The organism is Gordonia otitidis (assembly GCF_020735545.1).
Classification (GTDB): Bacteria; Actinomycetota; Actinomycetes; order Mycobacteriales; family Mycobacteriaceae; genus Gordonia; species Gordonia otitidis.
Genome location: NZ_CP085974.1, coordinates 2,436,566 through 2,455,525, shown reverse-complemented (window position 1 = coordinate 2,455,525; position 18,960 = coordinate 2,436,566). Strand labels below are relative to the sequence as shown.

13 protein-coding genes and 1 pseudogene are annotated in these 18,960 nt (G+C 68.0%); 7 read left to right on the top strand and 7 right to left on the bottom strand.

What is annotated here, in order from left to right:
• Window positions 1-108 precede the first annotated feature (108 nt).
• The 3 genes from LK459_RS11080 to LK459_RS11070 all read right to left on the bottom strand — a co-directional run bounded on the left by LK459_RS11080 (window position 109) and on the right by LK459_RS11070 (window position 4,197).
• Window positions 109-885 (bottom strand): SDR family NAD(P)-dependent oxidoreductase, encoded by a 777-nt coding sequence (locus LK459_RS11080; RefSeq protein ID WP_005178341.1) that lies wholly within the window; start codon window positions 883-885, stop codon window positions 109-111.
• Between the two features lie 76 nt (window positions 886-961).
• A complete protein-coding gene (locus LK459_RS11075) occupies window positions 962-2,665 on the bottom strand; it encodes a VanW family protein (protein WP_227923373.1) in 1,704 nt (567 codons plus the stop codon).
• Window positions 2,666-2,901: 236 nt separating this feature from the next.
• Window positions 2,902-4,197 carry an acetyl-CoA C-acetyltransferase gene (locus tag LK459_RS11070; RefSeq protein ID WP_227923372.1) on the bottom strand — a complete coding sequence of 432 codons (1,296 nt, stop codon included), beginning with the start codon at window positions 4,195-4,197 and terminating at the stop codon, window positions 2,902-2,904.
• 175 nt (window positions 4,198-4,372) lie between these two features.
• On the opposite strand from LK459_RS11070, the gene LK459_RS11065 reads away from it, so the two are divergent.
• Both LK459_RS11065 and LK459_RS11060 read left to right on the top strand, forming a co-directional pair.
• Window positions 4,373-5,737 carry a 3-oxoacyl-ACP reductase gene (locus LK459_RS11065; RefSeq protein ID WP_227923370.1) on the top strand — a complete coding sequence of 455 codons (1,365 nt, stop codon included), beginning with the start codon at window positions 4,373-4,375 and terminating at the stop codon, window positions 5,735-5,737.
• Window positions 5,737-6,639, top strand: coding sequence for a MaoC family dehydratase (locus tag LK459_RS11060; protein WP_007236907.1), 903 nt, complete (start codon window positions 5,737-5,739; stop codon window positions 6,637-6,639). The genes LK459_RS11065 and LK459_RS11060 overlap by 1 nt, the downstream gene beginning before the upstream one ends.
• A gap of 118 nt (window positions 6,640-6,757) precedes the next feature.
• Here LK459_RS11060 and LK459_RS11055 read toward each other — a convergent pair whose 3' ends face one another.
• Entirely contained in the window at window positions 6,758-7,387 is a 630-nt protein-coding gene (locus LK459_RS11055) for a TetR/AcrR family transcriptional regulator (protein WP_007236908.1), read from the bottom strand.
• A 132-nt stretch (window positions 7,388-7,519) separates the two neighbouring features.
• Window positions 7,520-8,725 (bottom strand): glycoside hydrolase family 3 N-terminal domain-containing protein, encoded by a 1,206-nt coding sequence (locus tag LK459_RS11050; protein WP_227923368.1) that lies wholly within the window; start codon window positions 8,723-8,725, stop codon window positions 7,520-7,522.
• Window positions 8,726-8,739: 14 nt separating this feature from the next.
• Here LK459_RS11050 and LK459_RS11045 point away from each other — a divergent pair, with 14 nt between their 5' ends.
• The 3 genes from LK459_RS11045 (at window position 8,740) to LK459_RS11035 (ending at window position 14,182) form a co-directional block, all read left to right on the top strand.
• Window positions 8,740-9,345 carry a universal stress protein gene (locus tag LK459_RS11045; protein ID WP_007236910.1) on the top strand — a complete coding sequence of 202 codons (606 nt, stop codon included), beginning with the start codon at window positions 8,740-8,742 and terminating at the stop codon, window positions 9,343-9,345.
• A 93-nt stretch (window positions 9,346-9,438) separates the two neighbouring features.
• Window positions 9,439-9,636 (top strand): DUF2613 domain-containing protein, encoded by a 198-nt coding sequence (locus LK459_RS11040; protein ID WP_007236911.1) that lies wholly within the window; start codon window positions 9,439-9,441, stop codon window positions 9,634-9,636.
• 145 nt (window positions 9,637-9,781) lie between these two features.
• On the top strand, window positions 9,782-14,182 hold the full coding sequence (locus LK459_RS11035) for an alpha-(1->3)-arabinofuranosyltransferase (protein WP_227923364.1): 4,401 nt from the start codon (window positions 9,782-9,784) through the stop codon (window positions 14,180-14,182).
• A 62-nt stretch (window positions 14,183-14,244) separates the two neighbouring features.
• Here the strand turns inward: LK459_RS11035 and LK459_RS11030 are convergent.
• Window positions 14,245-15,270 (bottom strand): annotated as a pseudogene (locus tag LK459_RS11030) (acyltransferase family protein); the annotation flags it as partial.
• Window positions 15,271-15,392: 122 nt separating this feature from the next.
• On the opposite strand from LK459_RS11030, the gene LK459_RS11025 reads away from it, so the two are divergent.
• Window positions 15,393-16,724, top strand: a complete 1,332-nt coding sequence (locus LK459_RS11025; RefSeq protein ID WP_227923363.1) for a DUF3068 domain-containing protein — start codon at window positions 15,393-15,395, stop codon at window positions 16,722-16,724.
• On the opposite strand, the gene LK459_RS11020 is transcribed toward LK459_RS11025, so the two are convergent.
• The gene (locus LK459_RS11020; protein WP_227923698.1) at window positions 16,612-17,826 is read right to left on the bottom strand and encodes a lipopolysaccharide biosynthesis protein; all 1,215 of its coding nucleotides are present in this window, start codon (window positions 17,824-17,826) and stop codon (window positions 16,612-16,614) included. The two genes, LK459_RS11025 and LK459_RS11020, sit on opposite strands and share 113 nt — an antisense overlap.
• Before the next feature lie 161 nt (window positions 17,827-17,987).
• On the opposite strand from LK459_RS11020, the gene LK459_RS11015 reads away from it, so the two are divergent.
• Entirely contained in the window at window positions 17,988-18,950 is a 963-nt protein-coding gene (locus tag LK459_RS11015) for an HpcH/HpaI aldolase/citrate lyase family protein (protein WP_227923361.1), read from the top strand.
• Window positions 18,951-18,960 lie beyond the last annotated feature (10 nt).

Sequence of the window (18,960 nt, the reverse complement as noted above, 5' to 3'; positions counted from 1 at the left end):
CTGCTCTCCGCAGGCTATCCGACGGCCCGGCAGCTCGGTGAACGCGGGTCGCGAACAGTCGGGTGCTGCTGGGCACCCGACTGTTCGCGACCCAGGGCAAGTGCCCGACTACTTCGGTGGCATCCGGATGCCGCCGTCGACGCGAACGACCTCGGCATTCATGTAGGAGTTGCTGACGAGTTCGATGACCATCGAGGCGAGCTCGTCGGGCTCACCGAGACGCTTCGGGAACAGGACGTTCTTGCCGAGGTTGGCCTTGAACGCATCCGAGTCGGGGCCCGAACCGTAGATCGGTGTGTCGATGAGTCCGGGTGCGACGGTGTTGACGCGGATGCCGACAGCCGACAGGTCTCGGGCGACCGGAAGGGTCATGCCGACGACGCCGCCCTTCGACGACGAGTACGCGGCCTGACCGATCTGTCCGTCGAATGCCGCGACGCTGGCCATCGACACGATCGCGCCGCGCTCTCCGGTCTCGGTGGGCTCGAGGCGGCTCATCGCGGTCGCGGCGAGACGGATCGCGTCGAAGGTGCCGATGAGGTTGATCGCGATGACCTTCTTGTAAGCGTCGAGGTTGTGTGCCGAGGCGAACTCGCCGTCCTTGCCGATGGTGCGCTGCGCCCACCCGATCCCGGCAGAGTTGACCAGCACACGCAGGGGCCCGAGCTCGCTCGCCTGATTGACGGCGGTCTCGATCTCGGCGGTGTCGGTGACATCGACCGAGACGAATTCTCCGCCCACCTCCTTCGCCAGCAGTCCACCCTTGTCGGCGTTGAGGTCGGCGACGACCACCTTCGCCCCCTTGGCGGCCAGCTGCCGAACCACGGCGGCGCCGATGCCCGACGCCCCACCCGTCACGATTGCACTTGCTCCGTTGATATCCACACCGGTCAGCCTACGACGGAGTGTGTCACGGGTAACAGTGGGGCCGAGCGATCGCTCGGGACTGTCGGGACGCGCGTCAGACGCAGCGGACCGTCGGCTCGGGGTCGTACTTGACGGTGCGCGTGTGCCTGCTGATCTCGTTGCCGCTCGCGGCGTCGGTGATCACCCTGGTGTTCGAGGTGGTGAACCCGCGAATTCCGGTGGCGGCTATACAGTCCTGACCTCGCGGCAACTCGACGACTGCGGGCGAGGTGTACCCGTAGCGGTCACCGGTGATCGACTCGACGTCGACCGTCTTGGTGCTCCACATCCGCACTGTGACCGACGACGGGGTCCAGTTGGTCTCGATGAGAATCCCGTTGCGCGTGTTGTTGCGGAAGACGAGGTCGATGGCGCCCTCGAATACCGTCGCCTCGCGCGCTTCGGGGTACCGCGAGATGTAGTAGCTGTGCTCGGTGTGGTCGACGTCCTCGAGTCCCGCGAAGTACGAGGCGTTGTAGAGGGTCGTCGCAAACTGTGAGATCCCACCGCCGACCGCCTTCGACGGCCTGCCGTGGTCGATGATCGTCGACGTGACGTACCCCTGAGCCTCACCCCGCGGGCCGGTGTAGGAGTTCAGCGAAAACGTCTCGCCAGGAAGGACGACGGCGCCGTCGACCTCCTGTGCGACGAGGCGGATGTTCTCTCCTGACGCCGACGAGAAGTCGCCGGTGGTGAATTCCGAGACCACTTCTTTGACACCGAGGCTCTTCGCTTTCTCGGTGGTGACCTTCGGTGTGCGCACCTGATAGGTGGCCTCCACCGATTCCGGACGGTCGTCGGCGAGCGCGGCGTCGAGGACTTTCCGCGTGGTAGCACGCCAGTCGATCCTGGCCCCGTCACGTGACGGCACCACTTCGGGGCTGCCACCGCGCAACCGGAAAGTCGCACTGAGCGGAGCGCGCTCGGTGCGGCCGAGTCCCGCGCCGACACGCGCGGCCACGGTCTTCTCGTCGGCGCGGGCCACCAGGCCACCGCGACCGTCGGCCTCGAACCGCAGGATCGCACCGAGAGCGTCAGGTGTGAGCGTCTGCCGCGCGCCGTCGACGCCCGTGACCACCAGGGAGGTCGACGTCGCACGGGTGGCGGGGCCGTCGACCGTCTGACGCACGGTCGCGGCGGAGACGGTGGGCGAGAAGGGTTCCATGGGCAGGTCGATCGGCCCGGCATCATCGAGCCAACGATCGGCGACGACGTCGGCTGCGCTTGCGCGTACGACGCGCAGCCCCTGGCTGGGCATATCGGCGACCGGGGTCGCGCCCCGATAGTGGACGCCACCCTCGACCGCAGCCTTCTCCAACTGGTCTCTGCGCGCATCGAGCGCCGCGGCGAAGCGTGCGCGGTCGACATGCACCACCGGTTCCACGTCGTGCGAACGTCCGAACAGTGCCGCGACGCGGTCCCACAGAGTGCGCGGTTGCCGCATCAACTTCTCGACGGTCGCGTCGGCGTCGAAGCTCAGTCCGAGCTCGTGGGCAGCAACTTTCTCGGTTCCCGACGGTGTGCGCAGCGTGACGGGCCGGACCGCCCGTTTCTGCAATTCGTCGAGCGCGGGATTCAACTCCGCGCGTGAATCGTTCCCGACATCGAGTCCGGAGATCACCGCGCCGCGCGCAGAGCGCGAATCGGTGACGACGAGATCGACTGCCAGCACCACCGAGGTGACAAGCGCCACACCGAGGACCAGTCGCGCGCCGACTCGCCGTCGGCGCGCGAACATCGAGAACACGCTGTCAGTCATACAGGACATTACGGACGCGGGCGAAACGTGCGCCCTGGGCAGAACCAGGTCGAGCGTGGCGGAAAATCACTTCTGACCTGGATAAGCAGACGCTCCGATTGAGCTGTCGGGTCGGGGGTCTGACAGCTCAACCGGAGCTAACACGTATATCTACCGTGCATCCGGATTCGTTACAGCCCGTTGAGAAAGCTTTGACCGAACTGGCAGGAAACCGGATTCGACGGGCTCAGCCCGGCTCAGCCCTCGATGATCGCCGTCACGCCCTGGCCACCGGCGGCGCAGATCGAGATCAGTGCGCGACCGCCGCCGTTGGCCTTGATCTGCTTGGCCGCCTGCGCGACGATCCGGCCGCCGGTCGCGGCGAAGGGGTGTCCTGCGGCGAGCGAGGACCCGTTGACGTTGAGCTTGCTGCGATCGATCGAGCCGAGCGCTCCGTCGAGGCCGAGGCGCTCCTTGCAGTACTCCTCGCTCTCGAACGCCTGCAGCGTCGCGAGCACGACCGACGCGAACGCCTCGTGGATCTCGTAGAAGTCGAAATCCTGCAGCGTCAGACCGTTGCGCTTGAGCAGGCGCGGAATCGCGTAGGTGGGCGCCATCAGCAGGCCGTCGGGACCGTTGACGTAATCGACGGCCGCGGTCTCGGAATCGACGAAGTAGGCGAGAACCGGGAGTCCCTTCTCCTGCGCCCATTCATCGGAGGAGAGCAGCACGGTCGACGCGCCATCGGTGAGCGGCGTCGAGTTGCCTGCGGTCATGGTGGCGTCGCCGAGCGAGACCCCGAAGACCGGCTTGAGCTTTGCGAGCTTCTCGACCGTCGAATCGCCGCGAAGGTTCTGGTCGCGGAGCAGACCCATGTACGGGGTGATCAGGTCGTCGAAGAAGCCCGCGTCGTAGGCGGCTGCCATCTTCTGGTGGCTCGCAGCCGCGAGCGCGTCCTGGTCTGCACGCTTGATGCCGAACTCCTTGGCGGTGATGGCCGCGTGCTCACCCATCGACATGCCGGTGCGCGGCTCGCCGTTCTTGGGGATCTCGATACCGAGCTTGGGCAGTGCCTTCAGGATGCCGAGGACCTGATCCTTGGGCGAGCGTGCCCGGTTGACCTCGAGCAGCGACAGCCGCAGATCCTCGGATACGCCGATCGGGGCGTCGGAGGTGGTGTCGACGCCGCCACCGACCGCGACGTCGTACCGACCGCGCGCGATGCCGTCGGCAACAGCGGTGATCGCCTGAAGACCGGTGCCGCACGCCTGCTGGATGTCGAACGCCGGGGTGTAGGGCGAGAGCGGGGAACCGAGCACACATTCGCGGATGAGATTGAAATCACGCGAGTGCTTGAGGACAGCGCCACCGGCAACCATGCCGAGCCGCTCACCCTGGAGGTTGAAGCGACTCACCAGGCCGTCGAGTGCTGCGGTGAACATGTCTTGGTTTCCGACCTCGGCATACGCCTTGTCCTGGCGTGCGAACGGAATGCGGTTGCCGCCGAGGATCGCGACCGGGCGTTCGTCGCGGGTCTTGGGTGTATAGGCCACTTGGATCTCCCAGGGATGAGGGTTGACACTGATAGCGTATTCTTACTCCAGAGTAAGTTAGATGTCGAACTACTTCGGACCCTGGGTCCGATGAAGTACCCGACACCCAACTCATCGATTCACCTGCATGAGCCGCACATCACTACAGCCGCACATCACTACAGAGGAGATTCACGTGGCTTCCAACGGAACCGCCGGTCTGTATTCGAGTTTTGTCCATTCCGGTCCCGGATCGTTCATCGCCAAGCAGGCCGGACTGCCGGTGCCGCCGACGCTGCGCCGGTACAAGCCGTCGGAGCCGCCGCTTCCCGGCCCGGTGTTGCTCGGTGGGGACGGTCGACTCGTCGAGCCGGTGCGCGAGATCCTCTCCACTCCTGATTACACGCTGATCCACAACGCGACAACGGGTCGCAGCGCCGACAAGTACGGCGGCCTGGTCTTCGACGCCACAGGCATCAAGAAGCCAGCCGACCTCAGCGCGCTCTACGAGTTCTTCGCACCGGTCATGCGGTCGACGGCAGCCTGTGCACGTTTCGTCGTGCTCGGCACCACCCCTGAGCTCGTCGACGACCCCGACGAGCACGTCGCCCAGCGCGCGCTCGAGGGCTTCACACGGTCACTCGGCAAGGAGCTGCTGAAGGGCTCGACCGTCCAGCTCGTCTACGTCTCCCCCGACGCCAAGACCGGCGTCACCGGACTCGAGTCGACGCTGCGCTTCGTGCTGTCGGCGAAGTCGGCGTTCGTCGACGCCCAGGTGATCCGCGTCGACGCCGACGATTCGGTCGCACCGGCGAACTGGGACAAGCCACTCGACGGCAAGGTCGCGGTCGTCACCGGTGCCGCACGCGGCATCGGCGCCACCATCGCCGAGATCCTCGCCCGCGACGGGGCCCACGTGATCTGCGCCGACATCCCGGCCGCAGGCGAGGCTCTCGCGCAGACAGCCAACAAGGTCAACGGCACGGCCTTCCCGCTCGACGTGAGCGCGCCCGACGCCGGCGAGAAGCTGGCCGAGCATGCACTCGAACGTCACGGCGGCATCGACATCATCGTCAACAACGCGGGAATCACCCGCGACAAACTGCTCGCCAACATGGACGAGAGCCGTTGGGATTCGGTGATCTCGGTGAATCTCGTTGCCCCGCAGTCGCTCGTCAACGCGCTGGTGGAGAAGGATGCGCTGCGTTCCGGCGGCGCCGTCGTGGACGTCAGCTCCATCGCGGGCATCGCGGGTAACCGCGGCCAGACCAACTACGGCACCTCCAAGGCCGGTGTCATCGGTCTCGTCGACGCGTACTCGCCGATCCTCAAGAAGAAGGGCATCACCATCAACGCGGTGGCGCCGGGCTTCATCGAGACCAAGATGACCGCCGCGATCCCGCTCGCCACCCGCGAGGCCGGTCGCCTGATGAGTTCGCTGCAGCAGGGCGGCCAGACGGTCGACGTCGCCGAGACCGTCGCCTACTTCGCCAATCCGGCGAGCAATGCCATCACGGGCAACGTGGTCCGCGTCTGCGGCCAGGGATTCCTGGGGGCCTGATGAGCAAGACGATCACCCTCGACGGACCGCCGAGCACCCTCGACGTCTACTCCAAGGCCGTCACCGCGCTGTTGCCGGTTGTCGGGAAGTCGGGGTCGGTTCGGGCCGACACCCCGCTGCCCGACAGGCGCTACCGCCTCGAAGACGTGCGGGTCGATCCGGAGCGGCTGCACGCGTACACCAGGGCCACCGGCCAGCAGTTCGGTCCGGTTCTGCCGATCACCTACCCGTTCGTGCTGCAGTTCCCCCTTGCGATGAAGATCATGACCGACGCCGATTTTCCCTTCGGCGCGGTCGGATCCGTGCACATCGCCGAGGAGATCCATCGGTACCGTCCGATCGGGATCGACGAGCCGATCACCATCGAAACCCATGCCGAGAACCTTCGCGAACACCGCAAGGGCATGCTCGTCGACATGGTGTCGGAGTTCAGCGTCGGCACGGAGCCCGTGATGCGACAGCTGGCGACGTTCCTCAAGCAGCAGCGCACCAGCCTGTCCGACGAGCCGCGCGGACCGGCTCCGCGCGAGCAGGCACCGCCCCCGCCGGACAGCATCCTGTCGGTCGATCTCGGTCGTATCCGCGAGTACGCCGCGGCGTCGGGTGATCGGAACCCGATCCACATGAGCGATCTGAGCGCCAAGGCGTTCGGCTTCCCCAAGGCGATCGCCCACGGAATGTGGAGCGCCGCAGCCGCTGTCGCGAACGTCGAGCCACAACTGCCCGACGACGTGACCTACAGCGTCAAGTGGGCCAAGCCGATCCTGCTGCCTGCGAAGGTCAACCTGTACGTCCACCGCATCGACGGAGTGGGTGGGAGATCATCCGGCAACTTCGACATCTCGATCCTCAACCGACGCAAGGGGTATCCGCACCTGACCGCCACCACTCGCGGCGCCTGACCGGAGTAGGTCTTCTGCGCAGTACTGCCGCCCACACTCACAGAGGTGTGGGCGGCAGTACTGTATCTCCACGTCGTGAACCTGCAACGCTGTCCGGGCCTGATCGGTTTCCGGACGGTCAGGTCGTACTCTCCTCGCCATCGGCCACGTGGTCTCGGCCGACGCCTTTCAGCCCGCGCCAGGTGATGCCGACGAGGAGGTCGGTGGCCGTGTCGATGTCGACGTCGCCCTCCGAGATCCGGTCGGCGACAGCCTCTCCCGCGCCGACGAGCGCGACCGCGGTCAGCTCGAAGTCGATGTCGCTCGCGCCCTCGATGGTGGTTCCGCGACGGATCAGTTCGGCAACCATGTCGGTGACGCGATCGCGACTGTCCCGCACGATCTGCGCGAAGTTGGCCGTGCCGATCGCCACGCGGTAGAGCACCTTCCAGGACTGCCGGTGCTGGTCGACGTACCCCAGGAACTCGCGGACCACGGTGCGTGCCTGGTCACGCTGACGCAGGGTGGGGTCGAAGCCGACGGCCATGGCGTCGATGAATCTGCCGGACTCGCGGGCGATGCACGCGCTGAAGAGTTCATCCTTGGAGCCGTAGTACAGGTAGAGCATCGGCTTGCTGATCTGCGCCTCGGCCGCAATCGAATCCATGGATGCCTCGCGGAAACCGTTCTCCGAGAACACCTTGACCGCGGCGTCGAGCATTTGTTGCTCACGAACCGCGCGTGGGAGCCGCTTGGTTCCGCCTGCCATCGTTCATCTCCTTTGCGACGCCGCGAACGTCGAGTATCCACAGAACCTTACCAGTGGGTAAGTTTCCGCGGCGGCCGAACCCTGATGCCGTCGGCGGGTCTTCCGGTGCCCTCGGCGGTCTTCCCGTCCGGCTCAGCAGTGCAGCACGCCCTTCGCGCGCAGGATGCGCACGACGGACCGGTCGACACGGGCCTGGGTGAGTGTGCCGGCTGTCACGGCGCGCTGCATAGCGTCGAGCACTGCGGAGACGCGATCGGTGGTGATCCACAGCGCGATGTCGCCACCCGCCTTGATCGACATCAGGGCGGCCTGCTCGATCGGATACCGCTCGCTGATCGCCGCCATGCCCGAGAGATCGTCGGAGAACACGACGCCGTTGAACGCCGGGCCCCCGTAGGGCTTGCCCGTCCGCAGCATGGTCATCGCACGGGGACTGATGCTCGACGGCGTCTCCTCGCCGGTCAGTCCCGGGACGATCAGGTGTCCGACCATGACGCCGGCGTTGCCCGGATCACGGAGAAGCGTCCGGTACGGCACGAGATCGCTGGTGATCAGTGACGACAGGGGCGGTGTGCGCACCACGCCGGTGTGCGAGTCGCCCGATCCGTGTCCATGGCCGGGGAAGTGCTTGTAGACGGGCATGATGCCCGCGTCCTCGAGGCCTGCGGCGAAGGCGCCCGCGTACTCGGTGACGACCTGGGGGTCGTTGCTGAACGAGCGGTCGCCGATCACTTCGTCTGCGCTCTCGTCACTGACGTCCGCGTCGGGCGCGAAGTCGACGGTGATGCCGAGTTCTGCGAGCTGTCGCCCGATCGACGCCGCCACCGTGCGAACCTGCCCGGGCGTCTTGGTCCGAGCCAGTTCACGTGCCGACGGACTGTCGATGCCCAGCGACGACAGCCGCGACACCCGGCCACCCTCCTGGTCGACCGTCACCATCAGCGGGATGGGCTGCGAACGCGACAGCCGCCGCGCCGCACCACTGGTCAGGATCGACTTGTCGGTCCAGCTTCCGACGAAGATGCCGCCGATGTGCTCGCGGCGGACCACCTGGGTGGCATCCTCGGTGCCCGTGACACCGACGACGATGAGTTGGGCGAGCTTCTGTCTCAGCGTCATTCGCGACAGCTCCGGCGCACCACACGCGTCGGCGGCGGCCGCGGGCGACGCTGGTGACGACACCGCACTGCTCTGCGAGGCAGGCGCCGAGGCGTAGGCAGACGTCACCGACGACGCACCCCCGGAAGAACCCGTTTGGCAGGCCGTCAACGTTGCGGCGACAGCGAGCACCACTCCCGCCGTCCGGACACCCGTGAAACGTCGTCGATCAAGGCGCATGTACCGAGTCTGGCATGTACCATTTCCCCATGGCTGCGGGGTCTTCGCCCTCCCCCACCGGCCCGGATGGTCCCGGTGGAGCTGAGCAGCGCGGTTCCGACAGACACCGTCGTTCCACACACGGGCAGACACTGATGATCGCCTACGACGGTTCACCCAACGCCGACCGCGCCATTCGGTACGCCGCCCGTTTCCTCCGGGCCCGCGTCGCCCACGTCGTCACCGCATGGGAGCCCGGAGCGATGAGCGCTCCCCGCGTCTCCTCGTTGGCGGCCGGTATGCAGCCGTATCTCGACACCCGCGCCGAGATCGAGGTCGACGCCGCATTGGAGCGCGAGGCCACCGAGACCAATGATCGCGGTGTCGCCCTCGCGACCGAATGCGGCCTCGAAGCCACCGGGACGCTCGTCGAAGCCGACTCGACCATCTGGTCGGCACTCATCGCAGCCGCCGACTCGCTCGACGTCGACCTCCTGGTCACCGGTACTCGCGGCGACACCGGCTTCAAGGCGTTGTTGCGGTCGTCCGTGGCCGAACGGGTACTCAAACACTGCTCACGGCCGGTGTTCATCGTGCCCGCGAAATGCGAGGCCGAGCCCCGACCCCAGATCACCATCTGACCCCGCTCCCCTCGAGACCCGCCGACGACCGGAATCGCCCGGTCGTGGCCTTACTGCGCGGACGTCGACCTGGGAAATGGTAGTTTCGTCCGCATGCGTAACAACCGCCTGATCGCCGGGGCAGTGGCCGGTATCGCCGGCATCATCGTTGGCCTGGGTGCGGTCTTCCTCGGCGGAGCGGTCGCCTCGCAGACCAGCCCGTCGACCGACGTGAACAACATCAATCCCAACAGTGGGTTCGTGCAGGGTTCCGTCGACTACGGCTCACGACAGACCGCCGACGACAACTGACCGTGCGTCGCATCTGACCGTGCCGCTCCGCTGACTCCACGCCACCGCGATTTCTGCCACCACCGCTCGCCGCGTCCACACCACCGCTCGGCCGGACGACCCTGAACAGACCCTGACTCGACGCGGCGTGGGTGCCGTGGCCCTCGTGGCACTGATCGTCAGCCTGCTTCAGTCGCCGGGACGGATCTCGGCCGACACCAAGCTCGACCTCACCGCCAACCCGTTGGGCTTTCTCGCGCGCGCCGCCCACCTGTGGTCGCCGAACGCCCCGATGGGCCAGGTTCAGAATCAGGCCTACGGCTACTTCTTCCCACACGGCGCGTTCTTCGCCGTCGGCGAGCTCGCGCACATCCCGCCGTGGATCACGCAGCGCCTGTGGTGGGCGGTGTTGCTGACGGTCGGGTTCGTCGGGATCGTGCGGCTCGCCGAGTTGCTGCGGATCGGGTCACCGGGTTCTCGGATGCTCGCCGCGCTGGTCTTCGTGCTGAGCCCCCGGGTGTTGACGACTCTCGGTTCGATCTCGTCGGAAACGCTGCCGATGATGCTCGCCCCGTGGGTGCTGATTCCCGTGGTCCGAGCTCTCGACGCCGACAGGCCGTCGCCGTACCCGCTCTGGCGTGACGCGTGCCGGTCGGCGGTCGCGGTCGCCCTGATGGGCGCGGTCAATGCCGTCGCCACCGCTGCCGCGCTCGGTGTCGCGGTGATGTGGTGGGTGATGTCGACGGGCTCGACCAGCGGGAGGGGCTCGAGCAGAGCGAGCATGCGACTCGAGACCACCCAGGGCCACCGTGGCCGCGCGCTTCGTTTCGGTGCGGCATGGGTCGGTGCGCTCGTGCTGGCGTGTGCGTGGTGGGTCGTGCCTCTGCTGATCCTGTCACGCGTCTCACCGCCTTTCCTCGACTTCATCGAATCATCCCGTGTGACAACGGAATGGACGTCACTGACGGAGGTGCTGCGCGGAACCAGTTCGTGGACCCCCTTCGTGTCACCGGAACGTGTGGCGGGCGCCGTGCTGACCACGCAACCGGCCGCGGTGCTGGCCACCGGCACACTCGCGGCGGCAGGACTGGCGGGACTGTGCATGCGGCACCTGCCGTTTCGCGGTCGGTGGGTCACCATCCTGGTGGTCGGCCTGGTGCTGATGTGTGTCGGCTACGCGGGTGGCCTGGGATCGCCGATCGCCGAACCGGTCCGTGTCTTCCTCGACGGCCCGGGCGCATTCCTGCGCAACATCCACAAGTTCGAACCGTTCATCAGGCTCCCGCTGGTCCTGGGCATCGCACACCTGCTCGCACGCGTTCCTCTCCCGGGCACGTCGTCGACGAGGGAGATGCTGTCGGCGTTCGCGCATCCTCAGCGTTCGCGTCCGGTGGCGGCGACGATGGTGCTCGTCGTCGCCGTGATCGGTGCGGGTTCGTTGGTGTGGACCGGCCAGCTGGCCCCGGACGGCACCTATCGGTCGATCCCCGCGTATTGGCAGCAGACTGCCGACTGGCTCGCAGCCCATGCAGACGGCGACGGTTCCGCCGGTGATCGGGCAGCCGGCGGTGACGCGGGCGGCCACCCCGGGCGGGCGCTCGTCGTCCCGGGTGCCCCGTTCGCCGATCAACTCTGGGGCCTCACCCGGGACGAACCTCTCCAGCCGCTGTCGGCGACGCCGTGGGCTGTGCGTGATGCGATCCCGTTGACACCGCCCGGCGCAATCAGGGCGATGGATTCGGTGCAGCGCGACATCGCTGCTGGTCGTGCGTCGCCGGGGCTCGCTGCCACGCTCGCCGGTCAGGGAATCGACTTCGTGGTGCTGCGCGCCGACCTCGACCCCGAGACGTCGCGCTCGGCCCGCCCGCTGCTGGCACAGCAGACGCTGACAGGCTCGCCCGGGTTTCGTCGTGTCGCGATGTTCGGGCCGCGGGTGGGACCGCCGTCTGCCCGCGGCGTGGTGCGCGACAACGGTTTACGACCGGACATGCCCGCGATCCAGATCTTCGCCGTCGACGCCGCCGGGGCGTCGGGATTTCCGGGCACCGGGCCGGCACTCGTCGACACCGACCAGACCAGCCGGATATCCGGCGGACCGGAATCCATTGCCGCGGTGCAGGATCTGCGTGCGCGCCTGGGGATGGGCCCCCTCGGACCGGCGCTCCTCGAATCCGACGCCCGCAGAGCCGGTCTCGACGACCGGCCGCTGGTCGTCACCGATTCACCCGCGAATCGCGAAACCGACTTCGGGCGGGTCGACGATCACAGTTCCGCCATCAGAACGCCGGACGATCCGCGCAGGACGCAGAACGCGGCACCCGACTACCCGGTCGAGGGGCAGCCGCTGGTGTCCGGGCAATGGTTGCTCGACAACCAGCCGGGGCAGGTGTCGGTGTCGACGTCGGGCTCGGCGTCGGATGCGACTCAGCCCGGCCAGACCTCGCCGGCCAACTCGGCGGCGGCCGCCTTCGACGGCGACACCTCGACAGCCTGGGCGAGCAGCGGTCTCTCGTCGGCGGTCGGACAGTGGATGCGCCTCGACTTCACCCGCCCGCGAAGCGATCTCGCGGTGCGGCTGACCACAGCGAAGGCCCTCGGACCGGATGTGTCGTCGATTCTGATCACCACGCAGGCGGGTACGACCGTCGCACAGGGCGTGGAACCGAACAAACCGGTGACGGTGACCGCGCCGAGCGGTCCTACGACGTGGGTGCAGATACGGGCGATCAGCACCGAGAACGGTACGGCCGGTAACCAGTTCGCTCTCGGGGAGGTGTCGCTCACCGATCTCGCGACGGGCGCACCGGTGTCGATCCGGCACCGCGTGGTGCTGCCGACGCTCCCGTCGGACGTCGAGGTGTCGAGCTGGGTTCTCTCCCAAGAGCTCTCGGGACGCTCGAGTTGCGTGCTCGACGACACACCCGAGGTCGACAACGGATCCGTCACCGGCACCGCGTCGATCGATGTCGTCAGATGTGCAGCGGGACTTGGTCTTTCGCCGGAGAATCCCGGCGTGATGACGCGCGCACTGTCGGTGCCGCGGGAAACCACTGTCGCGCCGGTGATGGTGCTTCGACCCAAACCCGGCGACGCTCTCGATGCCCTCCTCACGCGCGCGGGTTCGGTGACCGCCCGGGGCCCGTCGTCGGTGACCGATCCCCGCGGGTCGGCGCGGGCCGCGGTCGACGGCGACCCCACCACCGTCTGGACCGCCCGGGACGACGACAAGCCGGGACGTCACTCCCATCCCCGACTGGACATCTCGCTTCTCGGTGCGCAGCGTGTGGATCGACTGCGGCTGGTGGTGCCGCGCGACTACCCCGCGGCTCCGACGAAGGTGTCGGTCGATCTCGGCGACGGACCGCAGGAACACGCGGTGGGACGCGACGGCGTCGTCGAACTCACGCCCGCGACGACCGACCACATCGCGCTGACCGTTCTCGAGCGGCGCGACCTGATCGACGTCAACAGCCTCGGATTCACCAGTGTCGCACCGACCGGGATCGCCGAGGTTCAGGTGGAACCGACACCGGCGGCTTCGCCCGACGATGATCGCGCCATCTCCGTCGGATGCGATGCGGGCGTGGGCATCACGGTGTCCGGTCAGGTGATCGACATGCAGATCCAGACGACCGCAGGGGCACTCCGCTCAGGCGAGCCGGTCGTCGCACGGCCCTGTACCCCGACCGTCCGGCTCGGTGCCGGGGAACAGGAACTCTCCGCCAATCCGGGACAGGCGTTCACCGTCGACACCGTCGGTCTCGATGCCGGAGGGGGATACGGGTCGGGCACGACGTCGAACACCGCGGCTTCCCGGAGTACTACGCAGAATCATCCGGACGTGCGCAAGTGGGAGTCCACCTCCCGTGCGGTGCATGTCGGCGGCGCGGACGATGCCCGCCTGCTCGTGGTTCCGGAAAGCGAGAATCCGGGCTGGCGGGCACGGTTGGGGAACCTCGCGTTGCGCCCGGTCGTCGTGAACGGGTGGCAACAGGGCTTTCAGGTGCCCGCAGGTGCGTCGGGAACCGTTGCTCTCGACTTCGGCTACGACACCGGGTACCGGTGGTCACTGCTGATCGGGTTCGTGCTGCTGGCCGTGCTGTTCGTCGCCGCGATGGTGCCGACCCGCAGACGTGTTCGGCCCGAGGAGTCACCCGAGCGGTCGGCGGGGACGCCGTCGTCGGTCGTGATACTCGCCGCGCTCGGCTGGCTGACCACGTCGTGGCTGCTGACGGGCATCTGGGGGTTGGCGGTCTCCGTCGTCGTCGGAGCAGTCGTCGCGGTGCTGGAGCCGCGCGCGCGAGTGGTGCTCGCCTTCGTGGCGATGATGGCGGCCACCGTGGGCCTCGCCGCGGGCCCCTGGCACGCGGAAGCCGGATACACCGGTTTCAGTTGGTGGGTTCAGCTGCCCGCGTTCGTGGCCGTCGCGAGCACCGTCTGGTCGGCGCTGGTTGCGGCCGTGCCCGAGTCGACGCGCCGCTGGGCGCTCGCACGCCTACCCCGCGCGGAGCGCTTTGCTTCGCGTCGACGCAGCCAGGCACGCGACGGCTCTTCGACGAAGGCGTAGCTCGCCGCCGAGATGCCGACGCTGAGAAGTGCGGTGATGACCCAGACCACAGCGGTGTGGCCGGTGAACGGCACTATTCCGAACAGTCCGAACACCACCGCGAGTACCGCGACGTGCCAGATGAACAGACCGTAGGACCATCTGCCGAGGGCGAGCATCGGCGGCGAGGTCAGGAATCCGAACGGCCGGTCGGTGAATCGGGCACCGATGCCGCCCGTGCCGTCGCTACAGATCAGCGGGGCCAACAACGCGAATCCGCAGATCGCACCGAGCGCCATCTTCACGGCGAACTGCCAGGGCGCGAGCACTCCGAGCCCGGTCGGCCCGGCGATCGGCGTGCATGCGAGTCCGTACGCCACGACGAACACGACGGCCATCAACCGGCGACGCGCCCCGATCGCCGCGACCGCCCGGGTGACACGCGTCGACTGGCCGAGTTCGTCGGCACCGGCGACCTCGGCGAGCACGAGTCCCGCGACGAACCACGGCAGATGTCCGACCACCCAGTTCGTCGGTTCGACCCCGTCCGGCGTCGGGAGGATCTGCGCGATCCATCCCCAGCTCAGGCTGACCGCGCCGAGCGTGAGCAGCGCGGGGATGCGGGCGCCGACGCTGCGCCCACGCAGGGTGAACAGCGCGAACCCGAGGATCGGCAGGAGCAGATAGAACGCGACCTCGACCGAGAGGCTCCACATCTGCGTCAGGCCCGCGGTCAACGACAGCGGCACGAACACCTGGGTCAGCGTCAGGTTGGCCAGCCACACCGTCGCATCGGCGCCCTGCGCCTCGGGAAGCAGGGTCAGCACGACGACCACAACCACGACGTAGGCGGGCCAGATGCGGACGACGCGGTGGCGCAGGTAGCGGCGGATCGGTGGGTGGGCTGCCCGGGTCACTCTCCGCCCGCCGGACCATCCGTGTGCGCTCGCCACCCACCCTCGCCACAGCAGGAAACCCGAGAGAGCGAAGAACAGTGCGACCGCGAGGTCGAGTCTGCCGAGGATCGGCCCGATCACCGGGGTTTCCACAGCACCGGTCTGGAAGGCCACGTGCGTGGTGAGCACGCCGAGCGCGGCCACCGCGCGCATCCCCTCGAGCTGCGGGAAGAACCGACGGGCCGCGGCGCTCGGCGACGTCGATCCGGAAGACATCACACCACGATATAGCCACCGTCGCGGCAGCAGTCCGGTCGAACAGTAGTCTCGTGCCCATGTCGCAGGCCCCCGATGCACCCGTTCCGGGGACACCGCAGGAGCCAGCGTCAGCCGATCGATCACCGGAGGACCGGCAGTCCCCAGACGAGCGGTCGCCGAGTCACTTCTCCACCGCCGATCTCGTCGGTCCGACGCTCATCTTCGTCGGTGCGTTCCTCATCGCCGTGACGATCGCGCTGCCGACGCTGTTCGTCGACCGGCTGCGCACGATCCCGCTCAGTACCGACCAGACCACCGTCTCCACATCGGGCGTCTCCACATCGGGCGTCTCCACATCGGGCGACTCGCGCGCGCAGATCCTCGACAGATGCTCGCTCAACACCCCACGCGCGCGGACACTCGACGCGACCCTCGTACGGCAACAGCGAGTCGTGGCCGTCCGGCCCGCGGACTCGCGACGCGTCACGCTGCAGGCCGGGACGTCGGTGCAGGCCGACCGCATCCGGCTGGACGGGCGGGACACCGACTCCGACGCCGCACGACCGGGCAGCGAGGTGGCACCGGCGCAGGGGGCCGACGCCTGCACGTCGCCGACGGTGTCGGCGGTCAAGGATCGGGTCACCCTCAACCGGCATACCGCCCTGCCGGATCTCGGGGCGGTCGGCGATACGCGTGGCAATTCCGAGATCCAGTACGACAGCAATGCCGCGCCCGTCGCCGCGCCGGATCGTCGCGGATACACCTACGTGCTGCCGTTCGACCCTCCGACATCGGGCGCGCAGTACTTCGACGTGACGACACGACGGACCGTTCCGCTCATCGACGAGGGCTCCTCGCAGGTCGGTGGGCGGACAGCGATCCGCTATCGCGCCGAGATCCCCGACACCGATCTCGACGCGATCGGTTCGGGAACGCCCGCCGGCACCCCGGCCACCAGGATCACCCGACCTGCATCGTGGTTCGGCATCTCCGACGGTGACCCCGCCAGGCAGGTCACCGCGACGTTGCATCACCGCGCACGATGGGACATCTCGGTGGACGCGAAGACCGGCGTGATCGTCGACGAACGACTCGACGTCGAGCAGACGTACCGGGTCGGCGGCGCGGACACCTCGGTGACCAATCTCCGTGCCACATTCGACTTCGACGCGCCGACCAGACGCGCGATGGCCGACGAGGCGGCCTCGCGGGACCAACCCGTCGTGATCTGGGGCCGCGTGGTGCCGTTGGTCGCGGGCATCGTCGGTGCGCTCGCCCTCGTCGCGGGTGCCGTGCTCACGTTCCCCGGCCGCTCACGTCGGTGGGTTGACGGTCGGTGGGTTGACGGACTGCGCCGGGGCCGCCGGGATGCGCATGCGACACACGAAGACCCACAAGCGTCGTCGTGACCGCAGAGACGGTTGCCGCGACGGCGGCGATCACCGCCAGGCTCGTCACGCTGTGCCCGCACACGAGGATAGCGACGGCCTCGGCACCGAGGAGAACCCAGGCGAGCACAGAGATGCTTGTGCGGTCGTGCGCGATGGCGGCGAGCAGGGCGACCTGCAACACCGAGAACGCAGCGCCGGTGTAGGCGAACAGTCCGAGCAGCGGCGTCAACGGCCGGTACTCCTCGCCGACGAGGACCGGTACCAGCGGTCCGACGAGTGCGCCGAGCACCGTGATCACGAGTCCGATCGTCGCCACCACGACGATGGCCTGCCGGAACGAACGGCGTGAGGACGCCGGATCGGCGAGTTGCGGATAGAACACGACACCGACGGCCTGCGGCAGCCAGAACGCCACCTTCGTCGCGATGGCGCCGAAGGCGTACACGCCCGCATCGCGCGGATCGAGCACCGTGCGCGAGAGCAGCACGTCGAGTGATGCCGCGACGACGAGCACCAGCTGCACCTGCGAGGCACGCACGACGGTGAGCAGGTTCGCGCCCGGTGTCGCGGCACCCTGCAGGGCGGTTCCGGGGCTCACGAGTCGCCTCACCGCGAGACCCCAGACGAGGGCCGCGGCGAACGCGGTTCCGACGGCACCGGCGAGGAGTCCGCCTGCCGGACCCGCACCGGCGGCCAGCGCCCCGATCATCGGCCCGGTGCGCGCCAGCCCCACCACGGCGAGGACAGCGCCGAGTGTTCGGAAGCGTCGACGTCCCTGTAACACTCCCTGCCCGCCGGCGATGACGGTCAGCAGGGGCGCGGCCACCAGACTCGCGGCGGTGAGCGACCACGACGTCGACGCGACGGCCGACACGATCGGGACCGCAACCGCGCTCAGCAGGGCGACAGCGAGCGCACACCGGATGACCAGCCTCCGTAAGCGCTGATCGTCGCGGCCGTGGACCACCTCCCGCGCGACAACGGCCTGGAGTGCCAGCGCGGGGACGGTCAGTACCAACTGTGCCGACAGCAGTACCGCGAGTTCGCCGTACTGCGCCGGGGACAACCACCAGCGGCCCGCACCGAGGTGCACCGCATAGGCGCACACGTTCGCGAGCATCGACCCGACCGCCACCCAACCGACCGCATCGACGACGCCCTTCGGGGCACGGTCGACGGCGCGCGCCGGCTCGCGGCCGACGCTGTGGCGTCGTCGCGGCAGGTCGGGGGAACGCACCATGTGGTCAAGTGTGCCTGCCCGGTGTGGAACGATGGACACCGATGTATGACCAGAACACGCAGACCGACGTCGAGAGCGCCGACGTCGGCTTCCGCATCGATCCCGTCCTCGCGCGCAGCTGGCTGCTGGTCAATGGCGCCCAGTACAACCGTTTCGCTCAGGCTGCGCGGTCGCGCGCCGACATCGTCGTCCTCGACATCGAGGACGCGGTGGCACCGAAGGACAAGCTCACCGCGCGCGACAACGTCGTGCGGTGGTTGACCTCCGATCACGGGAACGCCACCGACGTCGACGCTGCCGACATCCCGGGCGGTGCCGGCGACTGGGTGCGCATCAACGGATTCGGCACCCCGTGGTGGGCCGACGACCTCGACGCACTGTCCCGCACCCCGGTCGGCGGGGTGATGCTCGCGATGGTCGAATCGGTCGACCACGTCACCGAGACAGCGAAACGGCTGCCGAATGTGCCGATCGTCGCGCTGGTCGAGACGGCACGAGGTCTCGAACGGATCAGTGAGATCGCCTCGGCGAAGGGCACCTTCCGGTTGGCGTTCGGTATCGGCGACTTCCGCCGCGACACCGGCTTCGGCGACAACCCCATGACTCTCGCGTACGCGCGGTCACGCTTCACCATCGCGGCGAAGGCCGCGCATCTGCCGAGCGCGATCGACGGCCCGACCGTGGGGTCGAGTGCGCTCAAACTCAGTGAGGCGACGGCGGTCAGCGTCGAATTCGGCATGACCGGCAAGATCTGCCTGACACCTGATCAGTGTGCGCCCGTCAACGAGGGACTCACCCCGTCGATCGACGAGATCACCTGGGCGAAAGAGTTCTTCGCCGAGTTCGAGGCCGACGGCGGCGAGATCCGCAACGGCTCCGACCTTCCCCGCATCGCACGCGCCACCAAGATCCTCGACCTCGCGCGCGCCTACGGGGTCACCGGCACCGAATACGAGGTCGATCCCGGCCACGCCGCGGCTCCGTCGGACACGTACCACTACTGAGTTCACCGGA